This is a genomic window from Streptomyces sp. NPDC049970, from assembly GCF_040660235.1.
In the GTDB taxonomy this organism is placed as follows: domain Bacteria; phylum Actinomycetota; class Actinomycetes; order Streptomycetales; family Streptomycetaceae; genus Streptomyces.
Window position 1 is genome coordinate 32342 of sequence record NZ_JBFALP010000015.1, and the last position, 16478, is coordinate 48819.

At 70.8% G+C, this 16478-nt stretch carries 13 protein-coding genes and 4 tRNA genes; 8 read left to right on the forward strand and 9 right to left on the reverse strand.

All coding sequences use genetic code 11. The annotated features are described in order from the left end of the window. The 5 genes from AB0I83_RS23460 to AB0I83_RS23480 all read right to left on the reverse strand — a co-directional run. Positions 1 to 2050: DEAD/DEAH box helicase (locus AB0I83_RS23460; protein WP_363306085.1), on the reverse strand; the 2050-nt coding region annotated here is incomplete at its 3' end. Positions 2051 to 2290: 240 nt separating this feature from the next. Continuing rightward, positions 2291 to 2851 carry a hypothetical protein gene (locus AB0I83_RS23465; RefSeq protein WP_356843377.1) on the reverse strand — a complete coding sequence of 187 codons (561 nt, stop codon included), beginning with the start codon at positions 2849 to 2851 and terminating at the stop codon, positions 2291 to 2293. A 111-nt stretch (positions 2852 to 2962) separates the two neighbouring features. Continuing rightward, positions 2963 to 3346 carry a CrcB family protein gene (locus AB0I83_RS23470; RefSeq protein WP_356534917.1) on the reverse strand — a complete coding sequence of 128 codons (384 nt, stop codon included), beginning with the start codon at positions 3344 to 3346 and terminating at the stop codon, positions 2963 to 2965. Next, positions 3343 to 3753, reverse strand: coding sequence for a CrcB family protein (locus AB0I83_RS23475; protein WP_363305997.1), 411 nt, complete (start codon positions 3751 to 3753; stop codon positions 3343 to 3345). Before AB0I83_RS23475 ends, AB0I83_RS23470 begins: the two co-directional genes overlap by 4 nt. After that, the gene (locus tag AB0I83_RS23480; protein ID WP_356534913.1) at positions 3750 to 4103 is read right to left on the reverse strand and encodes a metallopeptidase family protein; all 354 of its coding nucleotides are present in this window, start codon (positions 4101 to 4103) and stop codon (positions 3750 to 3752) included. The genes AB0I83_RS23475 and AB0I83_RS23480 overlap by 4 nt, the downstream gene beginning before the upstream one ends. A gap of 123 nt (positions 4104 to 4226) precedes the next feature. On the opposite strand from AB0I83_RS23480, the gene AB0I83_RS23485 reads away from it, so the two are divergent. The 4 genes from AB0I83_RS23485 (at position 4227) to AB0I83_RS23500 (ending at position 6125) form a co-directional block, all read left to right on the forward strand. After that, on the forward strand, positions 4227 to 5759 hold the full coding sequence (locus AB0I83_RS23485; protein WP_363305998.1) for a metallophosphoesterase: 1533 nt from the start codon (positions 4227 to 4229) through the stop codon (positions 5757 to 5759). Positions 5760 to 5839: 80 nt separating this feature from the next. Further along, positions 5840 to 5912: transfer RNA gene (locus AB0I83_RS23490), tRNA-Glu, on the forward strand. A 39-nt stretch (positions 5913 to 5951) separates the two neighbouring features. After that, a tRNA-Asp gene (locus AB0I83_RS23495) sits at positions 5952 to 6026 on the forward strand. A gap of 22 nt (positions 6027 to 6048) precedes the next feature. Beyond that, a tRNA-Phe gene (locus tag AB0I83_RS23500) sits at positions 6049 to 6125 on the forward strand. A 38-nt stretch (positions 6126 to 6163) separates the two neighbouring features. Here AB0I83_RS23500 and AB0I83_RS23505 read toward each other — a convergent pair. Together AB0I83_RS23505 and AB0I83_RS23510 are read right to left on the reverse strand one after the other, a co-directional pair. Continuing rightward, positions 6164 to 7009: a cytochrome c biogenesis CcdA family protein gene (locus AB0I83_RS23505; RefSeq protein WP_363306000.1), complete on the reverse strand. Its 846-nt coding sequence runs from the start codon at positions 7007 to 7009 to the stop codon at positions 6164 to 6166. Beyond that, the gene (locus AB0I83_RS23510; RefSeq protein WP_363306001.1) at positions 7006 to 7800 is read right to left on the reverse strand and encodes a thioredoxin domain-containing protein; all 795 of its coding nucleotides are present in this window, start codon (positions 7798 to 7800) and stop codon (positions 7006 to 7008) included. Before AB0I83_RS23510 ends, AB0I83_RS23505 begins: the two co-directional genes overlap by 4 nt. A gap of 260 nt (positions 7801 to 8060) precedes the next feature. Here AB0I83_RS23510 and hrpA point away from each other — a divergent pair, with 260 nt between their 5' ends. The 3 genes from hrpA (at position 8061) to AB0I83_RS23525 (ending at position 12699) form a co-directional block, all read left to right on the forward strand. Then, the gene (hrpA, locus tag AB0I83_RS23515) at positions 8061 to 12023 is read left to right on the forward strand and encodes an ATP-dependent RNA helicase HrpA (RefSeq protein ID WP_363306002.1); all 3963 of its coding nucleotides are present in this window, start codon (positions 8061 to 8063) and stop codon (positions 12021 to 12023) included. A 113-nt stretch (positions 12024 to 12136) separates the two neighbouring features. Further along, positions 12137 to 12211 (forward strand) — tRNA-Asp (locus tag AB0I83_RS23520). A gap of 140 nt (positions 12212 to 12351) precedes the next feature. Further along, a complete protein-coding gene (locus tag AB0I83_RS23525; RefSeq protein ID WP_363306003.1) occupies positions 12352 to 12699 on the forward strand; it encodes a DUF6274 family protein in 348 nt (115 codons plus the stop codon). Positions 12700 to 13235: 536 nt separating this feature from the next. Here the strand turns inward: AB0I83_RS23525 and bldC are convergent. Together bldC and AB0I83_RS23535 are read right to left on the reverse strand one after the other, a co-directional pair. Then, complete coding sequence (bldC, locus tag AB0I83_RS23530; protein ID WP_003949541.1) at positions 13236 to 13442, reverse strand: developmental transcriptional regulator BldC; 207 nt, start codon at positions 13440 to 13442, stop codon at positions 13236 to 13238. 659 nt (positions 13443 to 14101) lie between these two features. Next, positions 14102 to 14947 carry a hypothetical protein gene (locus AB0I83_RS23535; RefSeq protein ID WP_363306004.1) on the reverse strand — a complete coding sequence of 282 codons (846 nt, stop codon included), beginning with the start codon at positions 14945 to 14947 and terminating at the stop codon, positions 14102 to 14104. 177 nt (positions 14948 to 15124) lie between these two features. Between AB0I83_RS23535 and AB0I83_RS23540 the strand changes: the two genes are divergently transcribed. After that, positions 15125 to 16216 (forward strand): Glu/Leu/Phe/Val dehydrogenase dimerization domain-containing protein, encoded by a 1092-nt coding sequence (locus AB0I83_RS23540; RefSeq protein ID WP_363306005.1) that lies wholly within the window; start codon positions 15125 to 15127, stop codon positions 16214 to 16216. The last annotated feature ends 262 nt before the right edge of the window (positions 16217 to 16478 follow it).

Genomic DNA, 16478 nt, shown 5'->3' on the forward strand with positions numbered 1-16478 from the left:
TGTCACGACGCTCGAACGAACGGCCACCACGGTCGCCGCCGCGGTCGTCACGACGCTCGCCACCACCGGAGCGGAAGCCACCGGACGGACGGTCGTCACGACGCTCGCCGCCACCGGAGCGGAAACCGCCCGAGGGGCGCTCGTCACGACGCTCGCGGTTGAACGACGGACGGTCGTTGTCACGACGCTCGAACGAACGGCCACCACGGTCGCCGCCGCGGTCGTCACGACGCTCGCCACCACCGGAGCGGAAGCCACCGGACGGACGGTCGCTGCTGCCGCGGAACGACGGACGGTCGTTGCTGCCCCGGTAGCCGCTCCCACCTGCGGGACGGCCACTGCGCTCGCCGGTGCGGTCGTTGCCGCCGCGGTACCCACCACGGTCGCCACCGCGGTCGTCACGACGGCCGTAACTGCCGCGGTCGTCACGGCGGTCCTCGCGGACGGCCGGCTGCTGCTCGGGGACGGCCACGGCGGCCACGAGGGCGGCCTCGGCCTCGGCGGCCACCTCGGCCACCGCTGCCTCCGGGTCGTCGCCCCGCTCGCGGGCGGCACGGGCGACCAGGCGGTCGGCCTCCTCGCGCAGCTCGACGGCACGGCGCTGGACGCGCTCCAGCTGCTTGGTGAGGTCGGCGGCCTCGCGCTCGGCCTGCTTGGCCGCGTTGTTCGCGGAGTCGGCCTGGACCTCGGTCAGCGAACGGGCGCCGGTGATCTCGGCGACCTCGGGCTCGAAGACCCCCGCGCCCTGCACGATGTGGCGCGAGGCGTCGACGCCCGCGTCCTCCATCAGGCGGAAGATCTGGCGGCGCTGGTGCGGAAGCGCCAGCGAGACGACGACACCGGACTTGCCGGCGCGGGCGGTACGGCCCGAGCGGTGCAGGTAGTCCTTGTGGTCCCCGGCCGGGTCCACGTTCAGGACCAGGTCGATGCCGTCGACGTGGATACCGCGGGCGGCGACGTCGGTGGCGACGAGCGCGTTGACGAAGCCCTTCTTGAAGTCCTCGAGCACGCGGGTACGGGCACCCTGCGTCATGCCGCCGTGCAGCGCGTCCGCCTTCACGCCGGACTCGATGAGCTGCTCGGCGATACGGTCGGCGCCCAGCTGGGTGCGGACGAAGATGATCGTGCGGCCCTTGCGGGCGGCGATGGCGGCCGTGACCGGCGCCTTGTCCTTCGGCTTCACGACGAGGACGTGGTGGGACATCGTCGAGACGTTGCCCTGGGCGCTGTCCACCTCGTGGGTGACCGGGTTGCTCAGGTAGCGCTTGACGAGCGTGCCGATCTCGTTCTCCATCGTGGCGGAGAAGAGCATGCGCTGGCCGCCACCGGGGATCTGGTCGAGCAGCTCGGTGACCTCGGGCAGGAAGCCCAGGTCCGACATCTGGTCGGCCTCGTCGAGGACCGCGACCTGGACGTTGGCCAGGGAGCAGGCGCCACGGTTGATGATGTCGCGCAGTCGGCCCGGGGTGGCGACGAGGACGTCGACACCGCGCTCCAGCGCGAAGATCTGGTTGCTCATCGACGTACCGCCGCAGACGACCTTCATCTTCAGGCCGAGTACGTCGCCGTAGGGCTGCAGTGCGTCCGCGACCTGCATCGCGAGCTCACGGGTCGGCGTGAGGATGATCGCGCGGGGCTTCTTCTTCTCGGTGTGACCGCCGGCCAGCGTGGCCAGGGTCGGCAGACCGAAGGAGAGCGTCTTGCCGGAGCCGGTACGGCCGCGGCCGAGGATGTCCTTGCCGGCCAGGGCGTCCGGGATGGTCGCGGCCTGGATCGGGAAGGGGGCCGTCACACCGTTCTGCGCGAGCTTGCGGACGATGCCCTCGGGCAGACCGAGTGAGGCGAAGGTGATGCCGGGTTCGGCGTCCTCGTCGGCGATCTCCTCGGTGGAGGAAGCGGGGATCTCCTCGGTGGAGGCGGGGGCGATCTCCTCGGTGGAGGAAGCCGGAGCCTCGTCGGCGGGGGTCTCCACGACCGCCGCGGGGGCCTCGGCCACCACGGCCTCGGCGGCCTGGACGACCTCGATGTTCTCGACGTCGTTCTCGGGCATGACGGTGTGGTCAGAACTGGAAATTGACATGCGAAATGCGAAACCTTCCGGAGTCTCGGCACGCGCCCGTAACTCCGTGTTTTCGCAATTTCGACCGCCTCAATGCGGTCCAGCCACGGCAAGGGAGAGTACGCGCCACACGGCGCTCTTCTGTGTCGGCGCCGGGCAATGGGATCAAACGATCTACTACCATACGCACCCTCCCCCACTTCGTGCAAACCCGCCGGTCAGAGCGCCGGATCAGGCCGGTGCGAGCTGCGGCGACACCCTCGGGGTCGGCCACGTCCGGACCCCGTCCCGCGCCCGGTTCGCACCGTTGTGGAACTGTGCGGCGGGCGAGGCCGAGGGCGGCTCGGGCGGCTGCGACGGCTCCGGCTCGGGCGAGGGCGGGGGCGGCTCCTGGGTGGCGGGAGGAGCCGGCGGTTCGCCGGGCCCCGGCGCGCTGGGCTCCGGGGTGGGCAGCGGACCGCCGCGGGTGGGCTCCGGGACACCGGGGACGCCGGGCACCGGGCGGGGGTCCGCAGGACCGGCGGACGCGCCGCGGCCCGAGGACTTCGCGTCCGGCCTGCCGGAGGAGGCGCCCCGGTCGGACTGCGCCTCGGCACGGCCGCCGCCGGAACCTGAGCGCCCGGAGCCGGACACGGTGTCGCCGTCCGGCCGGGCCGAGGCCCCCTTCCGGTCCGCCTGCCGGGACGGGGACGGGTCCCCCGCGTCGTCGCCGACGCTCATACAACCGGTGGACGCGGCGATCGTCAGCGCGGTGACGGCTGCCCAGCGGATGCGAGTGGACAACTGGCGCACGGGATGACACCTCCGGGGAGGAGAGGGACGGGAGAGCGATGTGTTCAACTCCCCTGCCCCCGTCGGGGACACGCCCGGACGCGACACCGGCACAGGCACCCGCCCGCCGGATCAGCCCCCCGGGCCCCCGAAGCCTCCCGCCACTTCCGCCCCGAGGAACACCGCCCCGAGCCCGACCAGCACGGACGCGAGCACATTGGCGCCCGCGAGGAAGCCGCGGCCCCGCTCGGCCAGCCGCAGCGTCTCGTACGAGAAGGTCGAATACGTCGTCAGCGCCCCGCAGAGTCCGGTGCCCAGCAGGGCGTGGACCGGTGCGGACACCGCCGCCCCGGTGAGCACCCCGAGCAGCAGGCTGCCCGCCGCGTTGACCACGAAGGTCCCCCAGGGGAACTCGTACGGCAGCCCCGCGCCGTGCCGCGCCTGCACCGCACGGTCCGTCAGATAGCGCAGCGGCGCCCCGACTGCGCCCCCGACCGCGACCAGCAGCCAGTTCACGCCGCCCTCCTCATCCCGTCGGCCAGCACCCGGGTCAGCGCAGCCGCCACCCAGACCGCGCCGAGCGCCGCCACGGCCGTCACACCCGCGTACACCATCGCCGTCGCCACCTCCTGACGCACCAGCAGCTCGGAGACTCCGACGGCGTACGTCGAGAACGTGGTGAACCCGCCGAGCACCCCGACCCCGAGGAACGGCCGCACCAGCGGATGGGAGATCCTTCCGCGCTCGACGGTCAGCACCATGAGCACGCCGATCAGGGCGCAGCCCGTCACGTTGACGACGAAGACCGCCCAGGGGAACCCGCCCTCGGCCGCCGGCCAGGCGAGGGAAGCCGCGTAGCGGGCCGTGGACCCGACCGCGCCTCCTGCGGCGATCACCGCCAGGACCCGGCGGGGCGCACTCACCCGTAGCCCAGTTCGTGCAGCCGCTCGTCGTCGATACCGAAGTGGTGGGCGATCTCGTGGACGACGGTGATCTCGGTCTCGGCGACGACGCGCTCGCGCGTCTCGCACATCCGGAGCGTCGGCCCCCGGTAGATCGTGATCCGGTCCGGAAGCACTCCCGCGTACCACTCGCCTCGGTCGGTGAGCGGCGTGCCCTCGTACAGCCCGAGCAGCTCCCGCTCCTCCGGATCCTCCGGTTCGTCCTCCACGAACACCGCGACGTTGTCCATCAGCCGCATCAGCTCGGACGGGACCCGGTCAAGAGCCACGCTCACCAGCTCTTCGAACTCCTCGCGCGTCATCTCCAGCACCCGCCCATTGTCACTTACGAGCGGCCGGAGCGGGCGGGCCGCTCCCCGGAGCGGGCCACCCGCCCGGCCCACCCGTGTCCGCCCGCCCGCATGGCCGCAGCCCGATCCGGGCATACGCGCCCAATGGCACGCCCGTTCCACGCCGCAGCCGTCCGTCTCCGCCGACTCCGCCGCTCCCGCTCCCGCACCACCCCCGGGACCGGGCTGACCCCCTCCGCGCACCCCTGGAAACGCGCGCTCGGACTGCTGGCCGTCGTGGTGCTGGGCGCCTGGCTGGGGCTGCTGGTCGTCGGCAGCGTGCGCACGCCGGTGGGCCCCATGGACACGACCATGACCCTGCGGCCTTCGGTGAGCGGCGGCACCAAGATCAACGTCTCTCCGCTCGGCGCCCTGGAGCTGGACTCGCACCACGCCCCGGTCCGCCTCGACGTGGACGTCGACCAGCTGGACCCGGAGCGCTCCCAGGCGCTGGTGAAGCACCCCGAGCGCCTGGCCGGACTACAGGACGAGGTCACCGACGACGTCGTCTCCGGCACCCGCGAGCTGGCCGTCCGCTCCTGCGTGGCCGTCGTGTCCGGGGCCACCGCGCTCGGCCTCGTCGTCTACCGGCGCCCGCGCCGCGCACTGGCCGCCGGGGGACTCGCACTGGCCCTGCTCGCGGCCTCGGGCGTCAGCGCGTACTCCACCTGGAACCCGAAGTCGGTGCTGGAGCCGAAGTTCTCCGGGCTGCTCTCCAGCGCACCGTCCGTGGTCGGCGACGCCCGCTCGATCGTCACCGAGTTCGACGTCTACCAGCAGGAACTGGCCCGGCTGGTCACCAACGTCACCAAGCTGTACGACGCCACCTCCACGCTTCCGGTCTACCAGCCGGATCCGGGCACCATCCGGGTCCTGCACGTCTCCGACATCCACCTCAACCCCGCCGCCTGGCACATCATCGGCTCGCTCGTCGAGCAGTACGAGATCGACGTGATCATCGACTCCGGCGACACGATGGACCACGGCACGGCCGCCGAGAACGGCTTCCTGGACCCCGTCCGCGACCTCGGCGCGCCCTATGTGTGGGTGAGGGGCAACCACGACTCGAAGCAGACCCAGGCGTACCTGGCGAAGACGAGGAACGCGCACGTCCTGGACGGGGGCGACGCGGTGAGCGTGGCCGGGCTGCGCATCGCGGGCACCGGCGATCCGCAGTTCACCCCCGACCGCGTACGCCCCACGGGCGGCAAGGCGGCCGAGCAGCTGGCGGGCATGCGCCTGGCCTCGGCCCTGCGCGACCAGAAGCGGGCGGGCACCCCGGTGGACATCGCGGTGGTCCATGATCCGAACGCGGCCCGGGAGACCGACGGAACGGTTCCGCTGGTCCTGGCCGGCCATGTGCACCACCGGGTGAACGAACTGCTCGCCCTGGGCACGCGGCTGAAGGTCGAGGGCTCCACGGGCGGCGGCGGGCTGCGCGCCGTGCAGAACGAGAAGCCGGAGAAGGTGCGCGCCTCGGTGCTCTACCTGGACCGCTCCACCCGCCGTCTGCAGGCCTGGGACGAGATCACCCTGGGCGGCCTCGGCCTCACGACCGCCGAGGTCGGGCGGCATCTGCCGGAGGAGAACCTGAAGTCGCCGTCGCCTTCGCCGAGCGCCCCCACGGCCTCCCCGTAAACCGTTTTGGCGATACCTCCCCGCATCCCATATGCTTCTCACGTCCCCGACGCGCTGGAAAGCGCGCAGGTGGGCCCTTAGCCCTCATCGTCTAGTGGCCCAGGACGCCGCCCTTTCAAGGCGGTAGCACGGGTTCGAATCCCGTTGGGGGCACGCTTTACCGTGTGCGAGACTTGTCTCGCACATTAGCTTGGTCCTGTGGAGCAGTTTGGAGTGCTCGCCACCCTGTCAAGGTGGAGGCCGCGGGTTCAAATCCCGTCAGGACCGCTGCAGCCCGTACGAGCTGCGTGGCTGGGTAGCTCAGTTGGTACGAGCGATCGCCTGAAAAGCGATAGGTCGCCGGTTCGATCCCGGCCCCAGCCACCACCCGAAGGCCCCGTCCACGGACGGGGCCTTCGTCGTTGTCAGACCACTTCCTCTTCCTTCCGCCCGGTGCGCCGCCGCCACACCCGCACCGCGAGGATCAGCAGCACCACCGACACCACTGCCCCCAGGGCCAGGGGGTCGGGGACATGCCGGCCGACGTCCTGCGCCCACTGTTCGACGGCGAACGAGTCGTCGACGTCGAGGAGTCCGGGCAGCGCGGTCGTCCCGTCGTAGGCGAGGAAGAGCGCCCCGAGCCCGACGAAGAGGAGGCCGGAGAGCAGCGAGGTGCTGTGCACTCCCAGGCGGCCGACGCGCAGCGTCCTGCCCCGCAGCCAGGCCCTCCGGCCGAGGTCGAAGCGCTCCCAGAGCAGTGCGAGCACGAACAGGGGCGCGGCCATGCCCAGTGCGTAGACGGCGAGCAGCAGCCCGCCGTACGCGGGGCTCCCGCTGACGGCCGCCACCGTGAGGACGCTGCCGAGGATCGGGCCGGCACAGAAGCCGGCCAGCCCGTAGACCGCGCCCAGGGCGTAGACGGAGAGGGCGGTCGTGGGCCGGATCCTGCCACTGACCGCGGCGATCCGGCGGGAGGCGAAGCCCAGTCCCGCGATCTGGGCGAGGCCGAGCCCGATGATCAGCCAGCCGGCGCCGAGCACGAGTGCGTCGCGGTGCCCGTAGAAGATCCGTCCGGCGTACGAGCCCGCCGCGCCGAGCGGGACGAGGGTGGTGGCCAGACCGGCGTAGAAGAGGCCCGTGCGCGCCAGGAGCCGCGCCGCGGAGTCGGCGGAGTACGCGAAGAAGGCGGGGAGCAGCAGGGCGCCGCAGGGGCTGACCAGGGCGAGCAGCCCGCCGAGCAGGGCCGCGAAGTAGCCGATGCCGGGGGTCACTTCGCTCGGCCCGGGGCGTCGGGGTCCCCTGCGTCGTTGCCCGCGCTGCCGACGTTCGCGGCCTCCGCCGCGGCGCTCTCGACGGCCTGGGCGAACACCGCCGTCGGCTGGGCCCCGGCGACGGGGTGGCCGTTGATCAGGAAGGAGGGCGTGGACGTGGCGCCGATCCCGTAGGCCTGCTCGCGGTCCTCACCGACCGCTTCGGTGGCCGCCGGACTGTCGGCGTCGCGGGCGAAGCGGTCGAGGTCCGCTACGCCCGCCTGCTGGGCGAGGGCCCTGAGCCGGGCCTTGCCGAAGCCCTTCTCCTTGGCGCCCTCGGCGTAGGCGGCCCGGTGGAAGGCCCAGAACCGGTCCTGCTGCCCGGCCGCCCAGGACGCGCGGGCCGCCGCCTCGGACGCCTCGCCGAAGATCGGGAAGTTGCGCCACTCGATCCGCAGGGTGCCGTCGTCGACGTACCTCTCGACCAGTTCGGGTTCGGTGTCCCGGGCGAACTTCCCGCAGTAGCCGCACCGGAAGTCGGCGTACTCGATGAGGACGACGGGGGCGTCGGCGCGTCCCCGGGCCAGCTTGTCGCCGGCGTCGCGGCGGGCCAGGCCGGCCAGTTCGCGGTAGACGTCGGAGTCGGCCCCCGCTGTCGTACGGACGGCCGGGGTGTCCGCACCGGAGCTTTCGGGGGCTGTCGCCCGGTAGGAGACGAAGCCGAGCACTCCGGCGGCTAGAGCGACGGCGAGGCCGAGGAACAGCGGCTTCTTCGCACTCGACGAGGTGCGGTCGGGTGGGGGCACGGGCATGCGGCACTCCGGGCGGTGCGTGCGTGTGGGATCTGCGGGACGGGGGGCAGGGGAGGCGGGCTGCCCGTCCGTACCCCTGGCACGGACGGCTCGGCGGGTGCGGCTGTCGGGCAACGGGTGATCAGCTGCCCGGAATAGTACGCCGTGTGACCGCCTCGCAGCACTCCGTGACCGATGGCGGCGAGTGCGGCCCGCCGTGACACGGCCCGCGCGAAATGCGTTCGCCACTCCTCGCGCCCGGGTGAGATCCTGGGGTCCGTATGTCTACTTCCTTCGCCGATCTCCAGTCCCAGCTCGGGCAGCTCTCGCTCCGCGACGCGAACCGGCTCGGCCGTCGTCTCGAGGGTGCCCGCCGCATCCGCAAGCCCGAGGCAAGGCAGTCCGTCCTGGACGAGATCGCCGCCGAGGCCGGAAAGGCATCCGAACGGCTGGCGGGACGCGCCGCGCGGATGCCCGCCCTGTCGTACCCGGAACAACTCCCGGTCAGCCAGAAGAAGGACGAGATCCTGGAGGCGATACGCGACCACCAGGTCGTGATCGTCGCGGGCGAGACCGGCTCCGGCAAGACCACGCAGATCCCCAAGATCTGCATGGAGCTGGGGCGCGGCGTCCGGGGCATGATCGGGCACACCCAGCCCCGCAGGATCGCGGCCCGCACGGTCGCCGAACGCGTGGCGGACGAGCTGAAGACCCCGCTCGGCGAGGCCGTCGGCTGGAAAGTGCGCTTCACCGACCAGGTCAACCCGGACGCGACCTTCGTGAAGCTGATGACGGACGGCATCCTGCTGGCCGAGATCCAGACGGACCGTGAGCTCCTCGCCTACGACACGATCATCATCGACGAGGCCCACGAGCGGTCGCTGAACATCGACTTCCTGCTGGGCTACCTCGCCCGGCTGCTGCCCAGGCGCCCCGATCTGAAGGTCGTCATCACCTCGGCGACCATCGACCCGGAGCGCTTCGCGAAGCACTTCGGCCAGGCGCCGATCGTCGAGGTCAGCGGGCGGACCTATCCCGTGGAGGTCCGCTACCGCCCCCTCCTGGAGGGGGCCGACGGGGACACGGAGGACTCCGACCGGGACCAGATCACCGCGATCTGCGACGCGGTCGACGAGCTGGCGGGCGAGGCCCACGGCGACGTCCTGGTCTTCCTCTCCGGCGAGCGCGAGATCCGGGACACCGCGGACGCGCTGAACAAGCGCAACCTCAGACACACCGAGGTGCTCCCCCTCTACGCGCGCCTGTCCCACGCCGAGCAGAACCGCGTGTTCCAGCGCCCCCCCAACGGCATCTCCCGCCGGATCGTCCTGGCGACGAACGTCGCCGAGACCTCACTGACCGTCCCCGGCATCAAGTACGTGATCGACCCGGGCAACGCGCGCATCTCCCGCTACAGCCACCGCACCAAGGTCCAGCGGCTCCCGATCGAGCGGATCTCGCAGGCCAGCGCCAACCAGCGCAAGGGCCGCTGCGGCCGTACGTCGGACGGCATCTGCATCCGGCTGTACTCCGAGGACGACTTCCTGACCCGTCCGGAGTTCACCGATCCCGAGATCCTGCGGACCAACCTCGCCTCCGTCATCCTCCAGATGACCGCGGCCGGCCTCGGCGAGATCGAGAAGTTCCCCTTCATCGACCCGCCGGACCACCGCAACATCCGCGACGGCGTGCAGCTGCTCCAGGAACTGGGCGCGCTCGAACAGGGCGAGAAGTCCCCGGAGGGCAAGAAGGGGCAACGGCTCACCCCGCTGGGCCGCAAGCTCTCGCAGCTGCCCGTCGACCCGCGCCTGGCCCGTATGGTCATCGAGGCCGACCGCAACGGCTGCGCCCGTGAGGTCATGGTCATCGCCGCCGCGCTCTCCATCCAGGACCCGCGCGAGCGGCCGTCGGAGAAGCAGACCCAGGCCGACCAGAACCACGCGCGCTTCAAGGACGAGACGTCCGACTTCCTGGCGTACCTGAACCTCTGGCGCTACATCCGCGAGCAGCAGAAGGAGCGCGGCTCGTCCTCGTTCCGCCGGATGTGCAAGCAGGAGTACCTGAACTTCCTTCGCATCCGGGAGTGGCAGGACATCTACACGCAGCTGCGTACGGTCGCCAAGCAGATGGGCATCGCCGTCGAGGAGCCCAAGGACGACGAGGGCGTCCCGGAGCAGGCGGTGCACACCTCCCTGCTGGCCGGACTCCTGTCGCACATCGGGCTGAAGGACACCGAGAAGAACGAGTACGTCGGTGCCCGCAGCGCCAAGTTCGCGATCTTCCCGGGCTCCGCGCTGTTCAAGAAGCAGCCCCGCTTCGTGATGTCGGCCGAGCTGGTCGAGACGTCCCGGCTGTGGGCGCGGGTCAACGCGAAGGTCGAGCCGGAGTGGATCGAGCCGGTCGCCCAGCACCTGCTGAAGCGCACCTACAGCGAGCCGCACTGGGAGAAGGACCAGGCGGCGGTCATGGCGTACGAGCGGGTCACGCTCTACGGGGTACCGATCGTCGCCCAGCGCAAGATCAATTTCGGCCGTATCGACCAGGAGGCGTCCCGCGATCTGTTCATCCGCAACGCCTTGGTCGAGGGGGACTGGCGCACACACCACCAGTTCTTCCAGGACAACCGCAAACTGCTCGGCGAGGTCGAGGAGTTGGAGCACCGCGCCCGGCGCCGCGACATCCTCGTGGACGACGAGACGCTCTTCGACTTCTACGACCGGCGGATCCCGGAGCACATCGTCTCCGGCGCCCACTTCGACTCCTGGTGGAAGCACAAGCGCCGCGACGAGCCCGACGCGCTCGACTTCGAGCGCTCGATGCTCATCAACGAGAAGGCCGGGGCCGTCACCAAGGACGACTACCCGGACTCCTGGCGGCAGGGGAAGCTCAAGTTCCGGGTGACCTACCAGTTCGAGCCGGGCGCGGACGCCGACGGTGTGACGGTCCACATCCCGCTCCAGGTGCTCAACCAGGTCACCTCCGAGGGCTTCGACTGGCAGATCCCGGGCCTGCGCGAGGACGTCGTCACCGAGCTGATCCGCTCGCTGCCCAAGCCGATCCGCCGGCACTACGTCCCGGCGCCGAACTACGCCGCGAAGTTCCTGGACCGGGCCGTCCCGCTCCAGGAGCCCCTGCCGCTCACGCTGGCCCGTGAGCTCAAGCGGATGGTCGGTGTACCGGTCACGGCCGACGACTTCGACCTGTCCCGGGTCCCGGACCACCTGAAGATCACCTTCCGGATCACCGACGAGCGGCGCCGCAAGGTCGCCGAGGACAAGGACCTGGAGGCGCTGAAGGTCCGGCTGCGCCCGAAGGCCCGTCAGGCCCTCTCCCAGGCCGCGGCGGCGACGGCCGGGCCCTCGGGCGAGTCCGTCGAGCGCTCGGGCCTCACGGACTGGACGATCGGCACGCTGGACAAGGTCTTCGAGGCCCGGAGGGCCGGCCAGCCGGTGAAGGCCTACCCGGCCCTCGTCGACCAGGGCGGGACGGTCGCCGTACGGCTCTTCGACACCGTGGCCGAGCAGCAGCAGGCGATGTGGCGCGGCACCCGGAAGCTGATCCTGCTCAACATCCCGGTGAACCCGGCCAAGTTCGCCTCGGACAAACTCACCAACCAGCAGAAGCTGGCGCTGTCCCGTAACCCGCACGGCTCGATCCAGGCGCTCTTCGACGACTGCGCGACGGCGGCCGCCGACCGGCTGATCGCCGCGCACGGCGGCCCGGCCTGGGACGAGGCGTCCTTCCGCGGGCTGTACGACAAGGTGCGGGCGGACCTCGTGGACCTGACCGTCCGCACGATCGGGCAGGTGCAGCAGATCCTGGCCGCCTGGCAGGCCTGCGAACGCCGGCTGAAGTCCACGAACAGCCTGGTCCTGATCGACAACGTGACGGACGTACGCGATCACCTCGCCCGCCTCGTGCCCCCGGGGTTCGTCACCATGACCGGGCTGCGCAGGCTGCCCGACCTGATGCGCTACCTCGTCGCCGAGGACCGCCGGCTCCAGCAGATGCCGACGAACGTCCAGCGCGACACCACGCGGATGGAGAAGGTCCACGAGATGCAGGACGAGTACGCCTGGCTGCTGGAGCAGTTGCCGCAGGGCCGTCCCGTTCCGCAGGAGGTCCTGGACATCAGGTGGATGATCGAGGAGTTGCGGGTGAGCTACTTCGCCCACGCGCTGGGCACCGCGCAGCCCGTGTCCGACAAGCGGATCGTGAAGGCGATCGACGCGGCGGCGCCGTGAGGGCACCTGGCGCGTCGTGACGGCGCCCGCACCGTGGGTGAGTTCGACCTGGCCCCGCGACCTCCTGTAGTGTCTGTCTTCGCAGCAAGCCGCAAGGCAAGCGGCGAAAACCTGGTCCTGTGGAGCAGTTTGGAGTGCTCGCCACCCTGTCAAGGTGGAGGCCGCGGGTTCAAATCCCGTCAGGACCGCAGTAGACGAAAGCCCGGATCCCCTGGATCCGGGCTTTCGTGCGTCTTGACGCCGGGACCGGTCGCGGGTAACCCCGTAGGACGGAGTCCGTCCTCGTTCCACCCGACAGGGCGGCCGGGTCCACCGGGAGGCCGCACGCATGTCTGCGCCCACGGCAAGGCACGAGACCCGCGCGCTGCTGCGCGCCCATCTGGCGGCGGCGTCCGGCTACCGCCACCTCACCCGGCACTGCCCGATCTGCCACCGCCTCCTGCGGCTCGCCATGGAGCCCCTGACGGCCCCACAGGAACTCCCGGCACTCCGGGAACCCGGCAACTCACCCGAGGCACGGAACGCCCCGGAGGCGGCCGGTGACGGCCACGGAAGGGGTACCGAGGAGGGGAGCGGCCCGGCCGGCACCCCGACCGAGGACGGGAACGTCCGCGCGGAGCCCGACCGGGACCGCCACGCGACCCGCCCCGGCGGCGAAGGCCCTCCCGCGGCATGACGGTCCGTCGCGGCCGAGGACGTTCCCGCGGTGGCGCGCCCGCAGTTGGCAAGGGCACGCCGATGTGACGGGAGTCACTTAATCCGTTTTGCCGAAGGGGTACTTTACGCACTTCCTACAACTGGCGAATTTAATATGTGCAATTGCACTGCCCGTGAAGTACATCCCGGACCGTTCAGCACGAGCTGCCCCACGACGTCCGGGACCCGGGCGAACAGGCCCGAACAGTCCCGCCCACAGTCGCACTCGGGCCCGCGCAAACCGACTCGTCGGCCGGTTCGGGCATCCACCACGACCGTTCGGAGCCCGCCGCACTCCGGCAACGACCGGCCCGGACTCGCTCCCGCGAACCTTTCGGGAAACAAAAGATCGCGCTGGACCCGGCGGAGTCCAGCGCGATCGAACGACGAATCCTGTAAGTGTCACAGGCACGGCGCCCGTTGGGGCAGGCGCCCGTCGTGTGGAGCTATGAGTGGGATCACCGGGGGTTGGGGGACCCGACGGTGCCCTGTTGTGGCTGCGGCGACAGGGGTGTGTCAGGCCTCACTGCGCTGCTGCGGAATACCCGCAAGCAGTGCGCGGACCTCTGCCTCGCGGTACCGACGATGTCCACCGAGCGTGCGGATGGACGTGAGCTTGCCGGCCTTTGCCCACCGTGTGACCGTCTTCGGGTCCACGCGGAACATCGTGGCAACCTCAGCCGGGGTCAGCAGCGGCTCGGCATCAGGGGTGCGAGCGGTCATGAGCGGCCTCCTCGGGAGAACCGAACAACCTCGGTTCTTTCCTCTAAATTCTGCACCTTGACCCGCGTTGCCCGAAATGGCGGACGCGGGCCGAGTCGGTTATAGGACGAACGGCTTGTCCTCGGCACTACAACTACACCATCCGTCCAGCCACGTCGGCCAAACCGATGGAATTGCCCTCCCAGGTGTTCATCAGCGACGGAAGCCGATGGACCATGCCATAGCGGACAGTCACACCCCAGTGACGATCAGTCACAGGACAACCAGGAGTCGTCAGAAGTCGTCAGACCCCCCATAGCGTGCAATGCAGAGCATTGCGCACACACTTGGGCGAACAGAGCCCTCCCCGGACTCCTTGTCCTATTTTGGCATGAGGAGTAGGGAAGGGCGCAAGGGCCCCGTAAGTGCTGTCCGTCACGCTTGAGGCAAAGGCCCGGTTCAGGACGTAGGTCCCGGCCCCGAAGGAGTGACCCTTCACCTCACCTGTCACACGCATCACGGCGCGTACAGGTTCACGGACCCTCGGATCACCTCACCGCATCCCCGTTCACCTCCGCCGCACTCCTGGCGCCCCCGGATGTCGGACACCTCACGCGATGTCTATTCCCTTACCTAAGCTCCTCTATGCGGCGGTGCGTTGGGATTAACACCGCTTCGGGCTAGTTGAAGGATTGTAGGTCGCGAACCGCCCGCCAGCGGTCGGCGAGACGCCCGTACGCGACACCCGCCGCGTCGTTGTCCCCGGCCCGCAGCGCCGCGATGCCCTCGGCCACGTCCGCGGCCGACCGGTCACCGGCGAGCTGTTCAGCGCTCAGCGCGTGCACCAGACCGCCGTAGTCCAGCTCGACCAGGCCACGCGGATGGAACTCCTCCAGCCAGCGCCCCACATCGACGAGCCCCTCGGTGAGCGGGCCCTCGTCGACCGTCTCCCGCAGTGTCCGCAACGCCCTCGCGAGCCGGCGGCGGGCCTGCACCATCGGGGTGCGGTAGCGCAACAGGGGCCGCACCCCGCCGGCGCCCGCAGCGACGTACTCGCGCTCCTCGTCGTCGAACAGCACGAACCAGCGCACCGGCACGTGCCACACCGTCGTCCGGATCCAGGGACGGGCGTCCGGGTTCCGCTCCGCCCAGCGCTCGTAGTCCGAGGCGGCCTGGCCCCGCACCACCGGGGGCAGCACCGCGTCCAGCACTGTGGCCGGAAACAGACCCCCCAGTTCACTCAGGGCCATCCAGCCACGCATCCGGGTCCGCCACGGACAGACGCAGACCTCCCCGTCGAGGACCGAGACGAAGGCGTCCCCGCTCTCGTGCACCCGCACCGGCACCGGCGGCGTGGAGACCAGGTCCGCCAGCGAGCGGCGCAGTTCGTCCTGTGCCGTCGGGAGCTCGGAGCGCTGCGCGTAGCGCGCCCAATGGCTGCGTTCGGGCTCCCCGAAAGCCGCGAGCGGCTCGTACACCCGCAGATAGGACGTGTATGGGACGAGCACCGAAGACACCACCGACATGCGGTAAATCGTGTCACGCCCGTACTCCACCAGGGGGTGATCCCGCGCACCGGAACAGATCCGCGTGTTCCGAGGACTTACGCTCTTGCCCAGTCGGACCGGCCGGTGCCGGTCCGTCCGGGACCCTCCCCACCTTCAGGAGGGTCTTCCGCCGCTTCGTACTTGGGAGTCACCACAGTGACCGATGTGACCGGCGTACCTGTAGACGTGCTGCGCACCCTCTTCCGCTCGGAACAGGGTGGCCACGAGCAAGTCGTGATCTGCCAGGACCGCGCCACCGGCCTCAAGGCCGTCATCGCCCTCCACTCGACCGCCCTGGGCCCCGCCCTCGGCGGCACCCGCTTCTACCCGTACGCCTCCGAGGAGGAGGCCGTCGCGGACGCGCTGAACCTGTCGCGCGGCATGTCGTACAAGAACGCCATGGCCGGCCTCGACCACGGCGGCGGCAAGGCCGTGATCATCGGCGACCCGGAGCTGATCAAGTCCGAGGGACTGCTCCTGGCCTTCGGCCGGTTCGTGGCCTCGCTCGGCGGGCGCTACGTGACCGCCTGCGACGTCGGCACCTACGTCGCGGACATGGACGTCGTCGCCAGGGAATGCCGCTGGACCACCGGCCGGTCCCCGGAGAACGGCGGGGCGGGCGACTCCTCGGTCCTCACCGCGTTCGGCGTCTTCCAGGGCATGCGGGCCTCCGCCCAGCACCTGTGGGGCGACCCCACGCTGCGCGGCCGGAAGGTCGGCGTCGCCGGGGTCGGCAAGGTCGGCCGCCACCTCGTCGCGCACCTGCTCAGCGACGGTGCCGAGGTCGTCGTGACCGACGTGCGCGAGGAGTCCGTACGCGCCATCACCGACCTGCACCCCGAGGTCACCGTGGCCGCGGACACGGCCGCGCTGATCCGCACCGAGGGCCTCGACGTCTACGCCCCGTGCGCACTGGGCGGCGCGCTCAACGACGAGAGCGTCCCCGTCCTCACGGCGAAGGTGGTGTGCGGAGCGGCCAACAACCAGCTGGCCCACCCGGGCGTGGAGAAGGATCTCGCCGACCGTTCGGTCCTGTACGCACCCGACTACGTCGTGAACGCCGGTGGTGTGATCCAGGTCGCGGACGAGCTCCACGGTTTCGACTTCGACCGGTGCAAGGCGAAGGCGACGAAGATCTTCGACACCACGCTGGCCATATTCGCACGTGCGAAGGCGGATGGAATCCCTCCGGCCGCGGCGGCGGACCGGATCGCCGAGCAGCGCATGGCCGAGGCGGCCCGCCGCTGACGTACGGCGGGGCGTCGAGCCTCCGTCACCGGGCGCGGTCCGGATCCCGGTGACGGAGGCGTCGTACGGCTGGGGGCGGCCGGCGGGCCCCGGGGAGACAAGACTCACTCCGGTCGGCGGGTCGGCCGTCCACAAGAGGTTAAAATCGGGTGTGACCAGCGAGGACGGGCTCCTCCACGGTCCTGCGGGACGGCGCGTGACGCGGGCGGCGTACCGTATGGCCAAGGAAGCAGGTACCGTTAAAGCCACGGGCGCGGTCTCT

What these genes read in the sequence shown, in the direction of transcription:
- AB0I83_RS23485 (WP_363305998.1), top strand. Translation starts at nt 4,227, where the DNA reads ATGGCACGCCCGTTCCACGCCGCAGCCGTCCGTCTCCGCCGACTCCGC.
- hrpA (WP_363306002.1), top strand. Translation starts at nt 8,061, where the DNA reads ATGTCTACTTCCTTCGCCGATCTCCAGTCCCAGCTCGGGCAGCTCTCG.
- AB0I83_RS23510 (WP_363306001.1), bottom strand. Translation starts at nt 7,800, where the DNA reads ATGCCCGTGCCCCCACCCGACCGCACCTCGTCGAGTGCGAAGAAGCCG.
- bldC (WP_003949541.1), bottom strand. Translation starts at nt 13,442, where the DNA reads ATGACCGCTCGCACCCCTGATGCCGAGCCGCTGCTGACCCCGGCTGAG.
- AB0I83_RS23535 (WP_363306004.1), bottom strand. Translation starts at nt 14,947, where the DNA reads ATGTCGGTGGTGTCTTCGGTGCTCGTCCCATACACGTCCTATCTGCGG.
- AB0I83_RS23525 (WP_363306003.1), top strand. Translation starts at nt 12,352, where the DNA reads ATGTCTGCGCCCACGGCAAGGCACGAGACCCGCGCGCTGCTGCGCGCC.